General features: G+C 69.8%; 12 protein-coding genes. 5 read left to right on the forward strand and 7 right to left on the reverse strand.

Translation table 11 applies throughout. From position 1 onward, the window contains the following. Positions 1-17 precede the first annotated feature (17 nt). Genes ACFWFP_RS22950 through ACFWFP_RS22965 form a run of 4 tightly spaced genes read right to left on the reverse strand, consistent with a single transcriptional unit; the run spans position 18 to position 6086 of the window. Positions 18-3626 carry an ABC transporter ATP-binding protein gene (locus tag ACFWFP_RS22950; RefSeq protein ID WP_379298138.1) on the reverse strand — a complete coding sequence of 1203 codons (3609 nt, stop codon included), beginning with the start codon at positions 3624-3626 and terminating at the stop codon, positions 18-20. After that, complete coding sequence (locus tag ACFWFP_RS22955; protein ID WP_379298140.1) at positions 3626-4411, reverse strand: ABC transporter permease; 786 nt, start codon at positions 4409-4411, stop codon at positions 3626-3628. The genes ACFWFP_RS22950 and ACFWFP_RS22955 overlap by 1 nt, the downstream gene beginning before the upstream one ends. After that, complete coding sequence (locus ACFWFP_RS22960; protein WP_379298142.1) at positions 4408-5370, reverse strand: ATP-binding cassette domain-containing protein; 963 nt, start codon at positions 5368-5370, stop codon at positions 4408-4410. Before ACFWFP_RS22960 ends, ACFWFP_RS22955 begins: the two co-directional genes overlap by 4 nt. Continuing rightward, entirely contained in the window at positions 5367-6086 is a 720-nt protein-coding gene (locus tag ACFWFP_RS22965; RefSeq protein ID WP_379298144.1) for a hypothetical protein, read from the reverse strand. The genes ACFWFP_RS22960 and ACFWFP_RS22965 overlap by 4 nt, the downstream gene beginning before the upstream one ends. Before the next feature lie 175 nt (positions 6087-6261). On the opposite strand from ACFWFP_RS22965, the gene ACFWFP_RS22970 reads away from it, so the two are divergent. Together ACFWFP_RS22970 and ACFWFP_RS22975 are read left to right on the forward strand one after the other, a co-directional pair. Beyond that, the gene (locus ACFWFP_RS22970) at positions 6262-7056 is read left to right on the forward strand and encodes an enoyl-CoA hydratase/isomerase family protein (protein ID WP_379298146.1); all 795 of its coding nucleotides are present in this window, start codon (positions 6262-6264) and stop codon (positions 7054-7056) included. A 78-nt stretch (positions 7057-7134) separates the two neighbouring features. Continuing rightward, the gene (locus ACFWFP_RS22975) at positions 7135-8379 is read left to right on the forward strand and encodes a class I adenylate-forming enzyme family protein (protein ID WP_379298148.1); all 1245 of its coding nucleotides are present in this window, start codon (positions 7135-7137) and stop codon (positions 8377-8379) included. Between the two features lie 10 nt (positions 8380-8389). Here the strand turns inward: ACFWFP_RS22975 and ACFWFP_RS22980 are convergent, their stop codons facing one another. Continuing rightward, on the reverse strand, positions 8390-9133 hold the full coding sequence (locus ACFWFP_RS22980) for a tyrosine-protein phosphatase (RefSeq protein WP_379298150.1): 744 nt from the start codon (positions 9131-9133) through the stop codon (positions 8390-8392). Positions 9134-9436: 303 nt separating this feature from the next. Between ACFWFP_RS22980 and ACFWFP_RS22985 the strand changes: the two genes are divergently transcribed. Together ACFWFP_RS22985 and ACFWFP_RS22990 are read left to right on the forward strand one after the other, a co-directional pair. Then, the gene (locus ACFWFP_RS22985; protein WP_379298152.1) at positions 9437-10006 is read left to right on the forward strand and encodes a TetR family transcriptional regulator; all 570 of its coding nucleotides are present in this window, start codon (positions 9437-9439) and stop codon (positions 10004-10006) included. Between the two features lie 45 nt (positions 10007-10051). Beyond that, positions 10052-11230 (forward strand): alanine racemase, encoded by a 1179-nt coding sequence (locus tag ACFWFP_RS22990; protein ID WP_379298154.1) that lies wholly within the window; start codon positions 10052-10054, stop codon positions 11228-11230. Positions 11231-11244: 14 nt separating this feature from the next. On the opposite strand, the gene ACFWFP_RS22995 is transcribed toward ACFWFP_RS22990, so the two are convergent. Continuing rightward, positions 11245-11865 (reverse strand): phosphoribosyltransferase, encoded by a 621-nt coding sequence (locus ACFWFP_RS22995; protein ID WP_379298156.1) that lies wholly within the window; start codon positions 11863-11865, stop codon positions 11245-11247. 11 nt (positions 11866-11876) lie between these two features. Then, positions 11877-12734, reverse strand: coding sequence for a carbon-nitrogen hydrolase family protein (locus ACFWFP_RS23000; protein WP_379298158.1), 858 nt, complete (start codon positions 12732-12734; stop codon positions 11877-11879). Positions 12735-12796: 62 nt separating this feature from the next. Here ACFWFP_RS23000 and ACFWFP_RS23005 point away from each other — a divergent pair, with 62 nt between their 5' ends. Further along, the gene (locus ACFWFP_RS23005) at positions 12797-14596 is read left to right on the forward strand and encodes a DEAD/DEAH box helicase (protein WP_379298160.1); all 1800 of its coding nucleotides are present in this window, start codon (positions 12797-12799) and stop codon (positions 14594-14596) included. Positions 14597-14649 lie beyond the last annotated feature (53 nt).

Here is a 14649-nt window from a genome sequence, read left to right on the forward strand (position 1 = left end):
GCGGTTGACAGGCGTCGCTACCGGTCTTCGGTCGACACTATGCCCTCTGCCTCGAGCCCCGCCGCCCAGAGTCGGGAGTAATGGCCGTTACTGGCGAGTAGGTCTGACGGTGCGCCGAATTCCACGATACGGCCGTGTTCGACCACCGCAACCAGATCGGCGCGCGCCGCGGTCGCGAGCCGATGCGCGACCACCACGGTGGTCCGTCCTCGCGTCAGCGATCGGCTCGCTACCAGCACCGATGCCTCGGTTTCCGGGTCGAGGGTGGAGGTGGCCTCGTCGAGCAGCAGCAGGTCGGGATCGACCAGTTCGGCCCTGGCCAGGGCGATCAGCTGGCGCTGTCCGGCCGACAGCCCGCGACCGCGTTCACCGACCGGATGACGCATTTGCCGAGGTAAACCACCGATCATTGCCGACGCCCCGACGGTGTCGGCCGCGATCGCGATGTCCACCGATGTGGCAAATGTTTGCCCGAATGCAATGTTGCTCGCCACGTCGCCGGTGAACAAGTGAACTTCCTGGGGCACAATTCCCAGCCGCCGCCTGTACTCGGTGAGCACAAATTTACGCAGATCCACACCGTCGACCCGGATCGTGCCCGCGGCCGGGTCGGGTGGAAGGTCGTAGAGACGGGCGAGCAGCTTCACGATCGTCGACTTGCCCGCGCCGGTCGGGCCGACCAGCGCCAGCGTCGCGCCGGGCGCGACAGTGAAGGTGACGCCGTCGAGAGCGGGGGCGCTCGCGCCGGGGTAGCGGAAGTGAACGTCGTCGAAGGCGATCTCACCGCGCAGGCGATCGACCGAGATCGCGTCGGGTGGGTCGGCGGCGATCGACGACGTGGTGCGCAGCAGCTCGCCGATGCGCCGGAGTCCGACTCTGGCCTGCTGGTAACCGTCGAAGACCTGGGACAGATCCTGGATCGGACTGAACAGCAGACCGAGGTAGAGCACGAACGCCACGAGCGTTCCGGTGCTCGTGCGTCCGTCGGCGACCGCGTTGGCGCCGAGGTACACCACCACGGCCAAGGCCACGTCGGCCCAGGCCAGGCCGAAGGAGAAGTAGGCCGCGATCGCGCGCTGGGCGCGGATCCTGGCATCGCGATAGCGGTGGGAGTATTCGGCGAAGCGTCGCGCGGCGGCAGGTTCGTAGCGGGCGGCCTGGACGGCGCGCAGGCCCGCGATGTTCTCCTGGAAACCGGCGTTGACCACCGAGACCCGTTCGCGCGAGACGGTGTAGGCGACCGAGGACACCCGCCGGAAAGCGAGAGTGGCCAGCAGCATCGGCGTGACGGTGATCAGCACGACCACGGCCAGCCCGGCATCGATGAAGAACAACCCGAGGGCCACGCCGATCAGGGTGATCAGCGCGACCAGCCCGGTGGCGACCCCGGTCTGCAGGAACGTCGACAGCGCGTCGACGTCGGTGGTCATCCTGGTCATGATGCGGCCGGACAGTTCACGCTCGTAGAAGTCGAGGCCGAGCCGCTGCAACTGGGCGTAGCTGCGCACCCGCAGACCGAACAGCACACGCTCGCCCGTGCGCGCGGTGAGAACGGTGACTACCGCGCCGACCACCAGACCGGCCAGGACCAGACCGATCCCGATCACCGCCGAAACGAGCAGCGCGGTGTCGTCACCCGCGGTGACACCGGTGTCGATGGCATAGCGGACCAGCGGCGGAAAGGCGATCCCGACCAGCGCGTCGACGATGAGCAGCAGCACGACCACGCACACCAGGCCGCGAACCGGGCGCAGCAGTGCGCGCAGGCCGAAACCGGGTTGGGGTGCGCGCAGGTCGCCGGGCAGGGCGGGGTCTTCGGTGGCCGGTGGCAGTGCGTCGACCGCGGCGCGCAGTTCCGGCGTTTCGCTGAGGTCGGTCGATGCCGACGACATCGACCGCGGTGCGCCCGCGTCGTCGCGAGGGGTGGCCAGGCCGGCGGCCGCCGGCGCCATCGAACCGGTGGGTGCGGGCAACCGGATGACGCGGTCGGCCTGGGCCAGCGTCGATTCGCGGTGCGCCAGGATCAGCGTGGTCCGCCCGCCCGGATCGGGCAGGCGGCGGAAGATCTCGGCTTCGGTGACGGCGTCCACCGCGGAGGTGGCGTCGTCGAGCACCAGCACGCGGGGACGGGTGAGCAGCACCCTGGCCAGGGCGATGCGCTGGCGCTGCCCGCCCGAGAGCGTCAGCCCGCGCTCACCGATGACGGTGTCGTAGCCCTCCGGCAGCGCGGCGATGAATTCGTCCGCGGCGGCGGCCGTCGCGGCGGCGGCGATCTCGGCGTCGGTGGCGTCGGGCCTGCCGAGCGCGATGTTGGCCGCGATGGTGTCGGAGAACAGGAACGGATCGTCGAAGACGACACCGACCGCGCCGCGCAGCTCGTCGGCGCGCAGTTCGGCCAGGTCGACGCGGGTGCCGTCGGCGCCGACGAGGTTGATCCGGCCCGTATCGGGTGCGTAGAAGCGGGGGAGCAGCAGCGAGAGGGTGGACTTGCCCGAGCCCGCCGGGCCGATCACCGCGACCGTCTCGCCGGGGCGCACGCTGAGATCGAGTTCCTGCAACACCGGTTGATCCGGCTCGAAACCGAAACCGACAGCGTCGAATTCGATCCCGAGCGGTCCCGGCGGCAGCTCGGCGGGGTCCGCCGGATCGACCAGTACCGGCGCCGCGTCGATCACCCCGAAGACCCGGTCGACGGCGGCCTTGGTGAGTTGACCCATGATCACCACCGAGGTGATCGTGCGGGCCGAGGACGTCATCGTGGCGAGGTAGGCGGTGAACGCGAGGAAGGTGCCGATGCCGATCGTGCCGTGCGAGGCGAGCACCCCGCCCACGATGATCACCGCGACCAGCCCGGCCTGCGGCAGCGCCGATACCACCGGCGCGAACCCGGCGTTGATCCGCGCGGCGCGCATCCGCTCGGCGAACAGCAGCCGGCCGTGGTCTTCGAGGATGTCGACCATCCGGGATTCCTGCCCGAAGCCCTTCACCACCCGGACTCCGGTCACCGTCTGCTCGACGTGTTCGGCCAGGTCGGCCGCGCGCTGCTGGGCCGACCAGGTCGCCGCGTAGAGCCGGGGCCGCATCCGCAACACGATCAGGGCCATCGCGGGCGCGACCAGCAGCGCGGCCAGCGCCAGCGGCGGACTCAGCCACACCATCACCACCGCCGACAGCACGAACTGCAGCACGGCCAGTCCCGACCACGGCACCATCGCCAGCAGTCCCTGCACCAGTTGCAGATCGGTGATGGACCGCGACACGACCTGCCCGGTGCGGATCGCGTCCTGCCCCGCGCCGTCGAGCCGCTGGAGGGCGGCCAGCAGTGAAATCCGTAGGCCGTGTTGCACTTCCAGCGACAGCTTGCCCGCCCAGAGCCTGCGCGCGAACGTGACGACGAAACGGGTCACCGCCAGCCCGGCGAGCAGGGCGGCGGCGCTGCCGATCACCGCGGTGTCGCCCACCTGCGCGGCGTCGACCGCGCGCTTGGTGGCCAGCGGTGCGGCGATCGCCACGGCCGCACCCCCCAGCACCGAGATCGCGATGCCCGCCAGCAGCCGGGGATGTGCCAGGCACAGGCGCCAGAGCCTGCGGATCCAGCCCGGCGGCGGACCCGCGGTCGCGGGCACTACAGGTCTCGGTTGCGCAGGTCCCACCACCCCGCGGCGCCGACCGCTGCGGTCCACAGCAGCAGCACCACCAGTGCCGCCGGTGTCGGCGCGAAGATCTCGGCCTCGTCGAACGAGCCCGCGCTCACCCCGGCCACCGTGGCCGAGACGGGCAGCAGCGCGGCGAATCCGCCCGCGCCGAAACCCTTGGCCACCACCCAGATCAGCGGTTCGAGCGCGAAAGCCCATCCGAGCACCAGCCACACCGCGCCGCTGAAGGTGCGCAGCAGCAGCCCGATTCCGGCGCCGAGCACCGCCCAGCACATGGCTACCAGCAGCCCGGCGGCGAGCACCTCGATCAGCTGCCAGCCGAGGACGAATTTTCCGCGCGCCGCGGCAAGCAGCACCAGAAAGCTCACCAGCTCGGCGGCCAGTGCGACAGCGAAGGCGAACGCGGCGGTGGCGAGGTATTTCACGATGACCAGCCGGTCGCGATCGGGCGCGAACAGCACGCTCAGCGCCATGGTCTTGTGCCGGTATTCACCGCCGGTGGAGGCGATGCCGAGCAGTGCGGCGACCACGAAGACCGCGATCATCCCGAGGTAGAGCCCGACCGTGGCGGCGCCGGTCGCGGGCTGCCCCTTCGGATCGGCAGGCCCGGACATGATCGCGGTGATCAGCGTCCCGACCAGCGCCAGCGCGATCGGCGCGGCCAGCAGAAACCGGGTCTGCCGCAGTGCGACGACCTTGCGCGCCTCGGTGTCGATACCGGGAACGAGATCGGCGGGCAGCACGGAGGTGGTCATCGTGGCATCCCATACGAGGTCGGCGCCGGGGCGTACGCGGCGGGATTCGGCGTGGGCACGGTGTGCCGGTGACGGCGGGGTTTGGTGAGCGAGGCGAGCACCCGATCGGGGTGGATGGGATCGGCCACGATGCTGCCGATCCGGACCTGCGCGAGCTCCGCGATGGCACGGATGGTCGCCTCGTCGGCCTCGGCGACGGCGAGCCTGCCGTCGGGACGCATGACCGCGTCGGTGAATCCCCGGCCCGCCAGTGCGGTCGCCAGTGCGATGGACGGGGACGCGGCGACGACCAGCCGGTCGGGATGGCCGCGGCGCAGTTTGGCCGGTGCGCCCTGCCAGACGACCGTGCCTTCGCTCAGCACCACGAGTTGATCGGCGCTGGCCACCACATCGGCCAGCGCGTCCGAGCTCACCAGCACGGTGCCGCCGCGGTGCACGTGGCGGCGCAGCAGCTCGTGCAGCCAGCCGCGTTCGATGCCGTTCGAACCCGCGAACAGATCGTCGAGCACCAGCAGTGGCGGATCGGCCAGCAACGCCATGGCCAGGGCCAGGCGTGTCTGCTGGCCCGGATGTAGCTGCGCCACCGTGGTTTCGGCGACGGTGGTGAGCCCGGTCTCGTCGAGCACCGCGGCGACCCGGCGACGGGACGCGCCCGCGACCGGCGCGTAGCACCGCAGCTGCTCGCGCACGGTGCGTGCCGGGTGCAGCCCGCGAGGGTTCAGTACCGCCCCGACCGCGGCGGGACCGTGGTCGGGGCCCTCGATACTGCCGGTGGTCGGCTGCTGGAGACCCAGCACCATCCGCAGCACCGTCGACTTGCCTGCCCCGGCGGGACCGACGAGCGCGGTGACCGACCCGGTCGGGACGGCGAAGTCGATCTCGTGGACCGCGCTCACCGGACCGAACTGTTTGCCGGCGCCACGCACCAGCACGGCATCACCGCCGCGGCTGCTGCTCACTTCTTGTTCACCTTGCGGGTGCCGATCGCGGGCAGCGGATCGGCGTCGATCACGTTGTGCAGCGGGGTGGGCCACCTCGCGGGCGCGGGCCCGAAAGCCTTGTGCGCGTTCTCGATGGTGACCTTGCCCAGCGCCCGGTTACCCGCACCACCGATGGCGGCGCCGATGCCGGCGGGCAGCACTTTGCCCGCCATCAGCGCGGCGCGCTTGGTGATGAAGCGCTTCATGAACTGTTGCAGCAGTTTGCTGTTGATTCCGCCGAGGCCGGGGACCTTGCCTGCCAGCGCGCCCGCCCAGTTCTTCGACTGGGTGCTGAGCCCCTTCTGCACGATCGCCATTCCGGCGTCACCGAGCACGACCGCGAGCACCAGCGCGCGCCGGGCCTCCTTGTTCTCGGGCTCGATGCCGTGCACCGCGGCCTGGGCCAGGGTGAACACGGCCGAGGCTTCCATGAAGAACACGGTCTCGGCGCTCACGGCCCCGAGCGCGGCGATCGTGCCGACGCCGGGCACCGCCGCGGTGGCGCCGACCGCGGCGCCGCTGCCGGTGACGGCGAGCAGATACTGCTTCTCCAGCCGGGTCACGATCTGGGCCGGACTCTCCCCGGGATGGCGCTCACGCAGGAACTCGACGTAGCGGCGTACGGCCGGCGCCTGCAGCTTCGACCCGGTGTCGAGCACATCGACCACGGCTTTTTCGATCGCGTTCTTGAACACGGCGTCGTCCTCCTCTTCGCCCCAACGAGTCGAACTGTAGGGCACTTCCGTACCCAGAGCTCATCATGCCAACGAGCACCGACAGCCCGCGGTTCCGTGACCTACGCGACCGATTCCGGCAGGCCGGTCCGACTGGCTCTGTCGGCCGCGGGGGCCCGGGTTCTACGCTGACCCGATGAGTGAAACCCAGCCGACCCGACTCATCCGCGATTTCACCGAAGCCGGTGGCGAGTTCGCGACGATCACCATCGACCACCCGCCGCTGAACCTGTTCGATCGCGCACTCATCGCGTCGCTGATCGCCGATATCGCCGCCGTGCGGCGGCTGCCGCCACGGGCGTTGCTGATCAGGGCCGAAGGCAAGGTCGTCTCGGGCGGGGTGGACGTGAACATCTTCGACGGCCGGACCGTCGAGGAGGGCGCGCAGTTGTGGCGTGAGCTGTTCGAGCAGATCATCCACCCCCTGGAAGCGCTGCCGTGCCCGGTGGTGTTCGCCGCGCACGGGCTCACGCTGACCGCCGCCTTCGAGATCTCGCTCGCCTGCGACATCATCCTGGCCGCGCCGAAGGCGAAGTTCGGGCTGGTGGAGACCGTGGTGGGACTCACGCCGTCGATGGGCGGACCGCAGCGGCTCGCCGAGCGGGCGGGTTCGGGGCGCGCCCGCGAGTTCGTGATGACCGGCGATCTCTACCCCGCGGCGACGATGGCCGAGTGGGGCGTGGTCAACGGGATCCACGAAGACCTGGAGACCGCGGCTCGCGCGCTGGTCACCCGTCTGGCCGACGGCCCCACCCGCGCGCACGCGGCGACCAAACAGATCATCGAGGCGTGGCGTTCCGGCGGTGTGGCACATGCCGATTCGGTGACCCCGAAGGTCTCGGGCGAGCTGTTCGGCACCGCGGACCTGCGCGGCGCGGTCCGCAGTTTCCTCGATATCGGACCGGGTAAGGCGAGCTATCGCGGCGAATGAGCGCGCCGAGTGCCTGACAGCGGTGTGATCCACGTCATATAGTCACAGGTGCGGCTGTATCGACGTACGGAGGTCCGGATGGGTCATGGCGAGCACGAACCGGGCGCGGCCGTCTTCGAGTTCCCCGCCACCAGTGCGGCAACGCAGCTGCGGCGGGGCTCTGACGGCGTGCTGCGCTACGGCGACCTCAGCCCCGCCCTCACCGAACTGCTGGACCTGCGGGTGCACTCGTTCACGAATCGGGAGGCGATCGTCGAGGTCGGCGGGCCGCGGCTGACCTACCGCGAACTCTGGCACAGCGCCGCGCGGATCGCCGGCGGCCTGCAGGGCCACGGCATCGGCTACGGCGATCGGGTGGCGGTGCACATGCCGACCAGCGCGCGCTGGGTGCAGGCGTTTCTCGGCGCCTTGCTCTCGGGCGCGGTGCCGGTGCTGGTGCCCGACGCCCTGCCCGACGCGATCGCCGACCGTGTGATCGCCGACAGCAGAGCCGATTTCGTCCTCGGCCCCGACGGGCCGCTGCCCGACAGCACCGCCTATATCGATGACGGTGCGGCCCTGGATGATCCGGCGCTGCTCTGCTACACCGGCACCCGGCGGTCGATGCCCGCGGGCGTGGAGCTGTCCAACGAGAACCTGCTGTCGGCGGTGTCGTCGGTGGTCGGCGCGCTCGGGCTGCCCGCCGACGGGTTGCGCAACCTGGTGTTGCTGCCGCTCGCCCATGCCAGCGGGTGCGTCGACCAGCTGCTGCCCACCTTCGCCGTGGGCGGCACGGTCGTGCTTGCGCCGGGTGCGCGGAGTCTGGCCGACGTGCTGGTGCGGGAGCGGATCGACACCGTCTCGGGAACGCCGCGGATCCTCGCCGGGCTGGTACCCGAACTCGTCGCCCGCCGTGCCGGCGCCGGTGTGCGCCGGATCAGCAAGGCTTGTCACCGCTCCGAACGCGCCGCCGCGGCGGCCCCGGCCACCCTCACCGCCGCACTGCGCGGGCTGTTCCCCGCGGCCAAGCAGTGGTCGGTGTGGGGGGCCACCGAGACCAGCGGAATCGGCCTGATGGTCGACGACACCGAGCGCGCCGACGCCGGGTCCGCCCTCGGATTCGCCTTTGGCGGCACCGAATTGGCACTGTCGGGACCCCAGGCCAGTGGCGGCCACGGCGAATTGCTGTGTCGTGGACCGAATGTCAGCCGCCGCTACTGGAACAACCCCGGCGCCTCGGCCGCCCGCTTCAGCGGAAGCTGGTTCCACACGGGCGATTTCGTGAGCATCGATGCCGACGGGCTGGTTCGGGTGGACCCGAGCCGCCGCGTCAGCGGGCTCTGATCCGGGCCGGTCAGAGCAGGCGCGCCCGCAGAGCGTCGCGGAGTTCGCCGGTGAGGCCGACCGTGGTGAGGTAGGTCTCGATATCGCCGTGGGTCGCGCGGACGCTGGCATCGGCGGTCCGCAGGTATTCCTCGCGGACGCCGAGGAGGTCGTCGGAGAGCGCGTCGCCGTTGCCGATCTTCGGTTCCAGCAGCCTGCGCAGCGGTTCGACCGCCGCGTTGCTGGCCAGGAAGTCGGTGTACACGTCCTCCTCGGTGACGCCGATCGCGCGCAGCAGCGTGGCCACGGCCCAGCCGGTGCGGTCCTTGCCCGCCGCGCAGTGCACCAGCACCGCGCCGTCGCCGCGCACGACCGAGCCGGCCAGCTCGGCGATCGCGGTGTGCGCCTCGGGCAGCGTCGGGAAGGCGCGGTAGACCTCGACCATGTGCGCGAAGGCCGAGATGGTCTTCGCCTCGTGTGGCGGCGCCTCTTCCATCCGCGAATCGAACGGCGTCACGTGCAGGCGCACGTGGCCGGGCAGGGTGTCGTGGCCGATGTGGTCGATCTCGACGATGCCGCGCAGATCGTGCACATCGGTGACCCGCAATGCACGCAGGGTGTCGTGCCCCTTGTCGTCGAGACCGCTCAGCTGGGCCGATCGCAGGAGTACACCGGGGCGAACGGTGGTGCCGTCGGCGGTGCGAAGGCCGCCCACATCGCGGAAATTGAAGGTGCCGCTGAGAGCGAACTGATCGGCAGGAGGCGAGAGAGTCACCTGACCAGGTTATCGGCGACTCCGCCGCCGCCGCGTCGAGTTCGCGGATCGGTCACCGGATGTGTTACGTCCGTTCCGACGGGTGCCATTGTGTCGTCGCCCACATCTTTGGAGCGTCGTCGCACACACCTACGGAGCTGACCAGGGCCGACTTGTACAATCGACCAGGTGCGCGGATTCCGGCGCGGGGGTGTCGGATATCCAGGAATGCGACAAATTGAGGCCGTATGGTCGGTTTTACAAAAGGTCGCATTCGGATAACAAAACAATCTTTCAGTCTGAAAAGGATGGCTGAACCAGTTCGTGAATCCTGAAAACCTTCTAAGATCGAGCTCGGTGACCACCAAGCTCGCATCGCCGCGGGCAGCGATATTTGTTGCCGAGGAGTCGTCGTTGAGCGCCAGCCGTGAACTAACTGAAATTTCGCTACGGCCCGCCGTATGTGAGGCCGTCGAACAAGCCGCCGCCAGTTCGGACGCCACCGGCGTTCGGGCGCTGAGGGTGTTCCTGCATGCCGGGCTCAGCACCTACTGGCCGTTGGTGAAGGCCGCGCCCGCCCGGCGAATAGCCGCCTACGAAGCCGCGTTGCAAACGCTGCGTCTGCGGTGGGCGCCCGCCGGTGAGACCATCGGTGACCCGAGCGCCGTCGCGATGTTCCGCGAGATGGACGACGAGGCCGCGGACTTCCTCGGGATGTGCGCGCGCCTGTCCGGCACGCAATGGCTGGAGCCGGTCGACTCGGTGGCGGGTTACCTCGTCTCGGTGTTCCACGGCGCGGTCCTGCGCTGGCTCGCCGACGGCAACGACGAGACGATCCTCGTGGTGATCGACGACCTGGTCGGCTGCCTGACGCTGAAAGCGGTCGAAAGCTGACCCGCAATGCTGGACGACTGACCAAATAGGTGGTTCAGTAGTCGTGTGACCTCGACGACATCGCTGCCCCACCTGCACGCGGCGACCGCGGAGCTCGACCCGCCGCTGGCCGCCGTCGACCTGACCGCGCTGGACCGCAACGCCGCCGACCTGGTCCGGCGCGCGAACGGCATCGCGGTGCGGGTGGCGAGCAAGTCCGTGCGCTGCCGGGCGGTGCTCGAGCGGGTGCTCGGCGACGGGCTGACCGCCCGCGAGGGCTTCGCCGGGATCATGGCGTACTCGTTGCGTGAGGCCATCTGGCTGGTCCGCCTCGGCGCCCGCGACGTGCTGCTCGGCTACCCGGTTCTCGACCGCGCCGCGCTGGCCGAACTGGCCGCCGCCCCGGCCCTGCTCGAGGCGATCACGCTGATGATCGACGATGTCGCCCAGCTCGAACTCACGCGCGCCGCGCTCGGCACCGACCTGGTCCACCCCCGCGTCTGCCTCGACGTCGACGCCGCCTTGCGGATCGGCCCGCTGCACCTGGGTGCCCGGCGCTCGCCCGTGCGCAGCCCCGAGGAGGCCGCCGAGCTGGCCGCCGAAGCGCTGCGGCGCGGGTTCGCTGTGGTCGGTGTGATGACCTACGAGTCGCAGATCGCCGGACTGCCCGACAGCAACCCCGCAGTGCGCGTGGTGAAACGCCTGTCCGCGCTCGAGATCGGGCGCCGACGTACCCGGGTGCTCGACGCTGTCCGCTCGGTGACCGGCCCGCTGGAGATCGTCAACAGCGGTGGCACCGGTTCGATCGAAGTCTCGATCACCGATCCCGATGTCACCGAGGTGACCGCCGGTTCCGGCCTCTACGTGCCGACCCTGTTCGATCACTACCGCTCGTTCACGCCCCGCCCCGCCCTGTTCTTCGCCACCCCGGTCCTGCGCAAACCCGCCCCGGCCATCGCGACCGTCTTCGCCGGCGGCTACATCGCATCGGGCCCCGCGGGCCCGAGCCGCGTCCCGGTCCCGGTCTGGCCCGCGGGCCTGAAGCTGCTCGGCTCCGAAGGCGCGGGCGAAGTCCAGACGCCACTGGCCGGTGGCGCCGAACTCGAGATCGGTGATCGCGTCTGGTTCCGTCATGCCAAGGCGGGCGAACTGTGCGAACGCTTCGCCGAGATCCACCTGGTCGACGAGGCGGGCACCCGCACGACGGTTCCCACCTATCGCGGCGAAGGTCAGTGCTTCGGCTGAGCTCGACCGGCGCCTCAGCCCAGCAGCGCGATGACCTCGTCGTCGTCGAGCTGGTGAAAGTCGCTGTACGCCATGCCGACTCCGCCCAGGTCCGCGGGCGTCCACAGACAGACGAACTCGTCGCATTCGCGCTCGACCCGGCGCGCCGCGTCGGGCGCGGACACCGGCACGGCCACCACCAGCCGATCGGGCCGCTGCGCCCGCGCCACCCGGCACGCGGCTACCACCGTGGCCCCGGTCGCCATCCCGTCGTCGACGATCACCACCGTGCGCCGCGCCAGGGGAATCGGTTCGCCGACCCGCAGGATCGCCTGCCGGCGGCGCAGTTCGGCCCGCTCGGCCAGTTCCACCTCGTCGAACGCCTCGGCGCTCACCCGGCTGTGGTCGACGACGTCGCGATTGAGGACCAGCAGCCCGCTCTCCCCGAGCGCCCCCATCGCCAGCTCCGGCTGCCACGGCAGCCCCAGCTTGCGGACCAGCAGGACATCGAGTTCCCCGCCGATCGCCGCGCTCACCGCCGCCGCCACCGGCACACCCCCGCGTGGCAACCCGAGCACCAGCGGGCGGGTGGCTCGCAGGTGTTCGAGGGCCGTGCCGAGGGCGCGGCCCGCCGCTGCGCGATCCGGGTACACCATCGTCTCGAACGCTACTCCGCTCCCGACTCCTCGGAAATGGTGAAACGTCGCAGCGAGAGGCTGGGATTGGCGGTGCGCACCCTGGCCAGATGCGCGGTGTCGACCGTTGCCGTGGCCACGCCCGGTTCATCGCCCAGTTCGGCCAGCACCGTGCCCGCCGGGTCGACGATCATCGACGATCCCGCCCCGCGCGGCGCGCACTGATCGGCCGCCGCCACGTAGACCGTGTTCTCGATGGCGCGCGCCCGCAGCAGCGTCGTCCACTGGTCGACTTTGGCCGGTCCCGGAATCCACTGCGCGGGCAGCAGCAACACGTGTGCGCCCGCCGCCGCGACACGCCGACACCCCTCCGGAAATCGCAGATCGAAACAGGTCTGCATGCCGAATACCACACCGTCGACGGCGAAAGTCGCAGGCGCGACGAGCGGTCCCGCTGCCACCACATCCGATTCCAGATGCCCGAACGCGTCGTAGAGATGCACTTTGCGATACACCGCGACGCGGGCACCGTCGGGCCCGTGCGCGACGAGGGTATTGCTGATCCGGGTCGCCCCCGGTGACGGCAACTCCACCACACCGGCTACCAGGAATACGCCGAATTCGGCGGCGAGCGCCGCGAGTCCACTGGTGAACGGACCGTCGAGCGGTTGTGCGATCGCCACCACCCGCTCATCGAGACGAGTCACAGCGAACATCGAGTATTCGGGCGCGAGCACCACCCGGGCACCCGCCGCGGCCGCCGTCCGCACGTGTTCGCGCAGTCTCGACAGATTGGTTTCGGGGTCGGTTTCGGGGGCGAATTGGATCACCGCGATCCCTACCTCCACCGGCTGAAGTTCCTGATGTGCTGACCCGTCGCGCAGTTGCATAGGTCTCACCGTATTCACCTGGTGGTTGGGGCAGCTACTGCCAGGCAGTAAACTCGTGGTCAATGAGTACAAATGAGGTCGACAGCGTTCCTGCCGACAACGACAGGAACGACACCGGCCCGACTTTCGCCGATCTCGGGATCGATGACCGCGTGCTGCGGGCCATCGCCGATGTGGGCTACGAGTCGCCGTCTCCCATTCAGGCGGCGACGATTCCGCCGCTGCTCTCCGGCGCCGACGTGGTCGGCCTCGCGCAGACGGGTACCGGCAAAACCGCGGCATTCGCGATCCCGATCCTGATGAACCTGGACACCACGCAGCGCAAGCCGAGTGCCCTGGTGCTCGCGCCGACGCGTGAGCTCGCGATCCAGGTCGCCGAGGCGTTCGGTAAATACTCCTCGCACATCCCGGGTCTGCACGTGCTGCCGATCTACGGCGGGCAGAGCTACGGCGTGCAGCTGTCGGGTCTGCGCCGTGGCGCGCACGTCGTGGTCGGCACGCCCGGCCGGGTGATCGATCACCTGGAGAAGGGCACGCTGGACCTTTCGCAGCTGCGCTACCTGGTGCTCGACGAGGCCGACGAGATGCTCAAGATGGGCTTCCAGGAAGACGTCGAGCGCATCCTGCGTGACACCCCCAAGGACAAGCAGGTCGCGCTGTTCTCGGCCACCATGCCGGGCGTGATCCGCAAGATCTCCAAGCAGTACCTCAACGATCCGGTCGAGATCACGGTCAAGTCCACGACTCAGACCAGCTCCAACATCACCCAGCGCTATGTGCAGGTGTCGCATCAGCGCAAGCTCGATGCCCTCACTCGCGTGCTCGAAGTCGAAACCTTCGAGGCGATGATCATCTTCGTGCGCACCAAGCAGGCCACCGAAGAGCTGGCCGAGAAGCTGCGCTCGCGTGGTTTCTCCGCCGCCGCGATCAATGGTGACATCGCGCAGAACCAGCGTGAACGCACCATCGGCCAGCTGAAGTCGGGTGGCATCGATATCCTGGTCGCCACCGACGTCGCCGCGCGTGGCCTCGACGTGGACCGCATCTCCCATGTCGTCAACTACGACATCCCGCACGACACCGAGTCCTACGTGCACCGCATCGGCCGCACCGGCCGGGCCGGCCGTTCGGGTGAGGCCCTGCTGTTCGTGGCCCCGCGCGAACGTCACCTGCTCAAGTCGATCGAGCGGGCCACCAAGAGCGCGCTCACCGAGATGCAGTTGCCGAGTGTCGACGACGTGAACGCGACGCGTGCCTCCAAGTTCGGTGACTCGATCACCGAGAACCTGTCCTCGGACAACATCGCGCTGTTCCGCAAGCTGATCGAGGACTACGAGGCCGAGCACAACACCCCGCTCGCCGACATCGCCGCGGCCTTGGCCGTGGGTGGCTACGACGGCGACAACTTCTTCATGTCGCCCGAGCCGGAGCCCGCCCCGCGTCGCGAGCGTGACTACGACCGCGACCGTGAGCGCGCACCGCGCCGCTACGACGACGAGGACCGTCCGCGTCCGCCGTCGTTCAACCGGGAGAACGGCGAAGAACTCGCCACCTACCGGATCAGTGTCGGCAAGCGGCATCGCGTGGTGCCGGGCGCGATCGTCGGCGCCATCGCCAACGAGGGCGGCCTGCGTCGCAGCGACTTCGGTCACATCAGCATCCGGCCCGACTACAGCCTCGTCGAGCTGCCTGCCAACCTGCCCAACGAAACGCTGGAAGCCTTGCGGCGCACCAGGATCAGCGGTGTGCTGATCCAGCTGACGCCCGACCAGGGCGCACCGGCACAGCGTTTGAACGCTCGTGGCCCGCGCCGCGATCGCGAGGCCAGGCCGCGCACCGAACGGCGTAAGCCGCGCACCTAGGCCCGCTCGTGCGCGCCGGTGCCGAGGTCAGGCGCGTTCGTCCTGTCCGTGGG

Origin of the sequence: Nocardia sp. NPDC060249 (genome assembly GCF_042728755.1) — a bacterium.
Lineage (GTDB): Bacteria > Actinomycetota > Actinomycetes > Mycobacteriales > Mycobacteriaceae > Nocardia.

Bases quoted from the DNA above. Each gene is read 5' to 3' on its own strand.
- ACFWFP_RS22975 (WP_379298148.1), top strand. From the start codon at position 7,135: ATGGGTCATGGCGAGCACGAACCGGGCGCGGCCGTCTTCGAGTTCCCC.
- ACFWFP_RS22970 (WP_379298146.1), top strand. From the start codon at position 6,262: ATGAGTGAAACCCAGCCGACCCGACTCATCCGCGATTTCACCGAAGCC.
- ACFWFP_RS22955 (WP_379298140.1), bottom strand. From the start codon at position 4,411: ATGACCACCTCCGTGCTGCCCGCCGATCTCGTTCCCGGTATCGACACC.
- ACFWFP_RS22995 (WP_379298156.1), bottom strand. From the start codon at position 11,865: ATGGTGTACCCGGATCGCGCAGCGGCGGGCCGCGCCCTCGGCACGGCC.
- ACFWFP_RS23000 (WP_379298158.1), bottom strand. From the start codon at position 12,734: ATGCAACTGCGCGACGGGTCAGCACATCAGGAACTTCAGCCGGTGGAG.
- ACFWFP_RS23005 (WP_379298160.1), top strand. From the start codon at position 12,797: ATGAGTACAAATGAGGTCGACAGCGTTCCTGCCGACAACGACAGGAAC.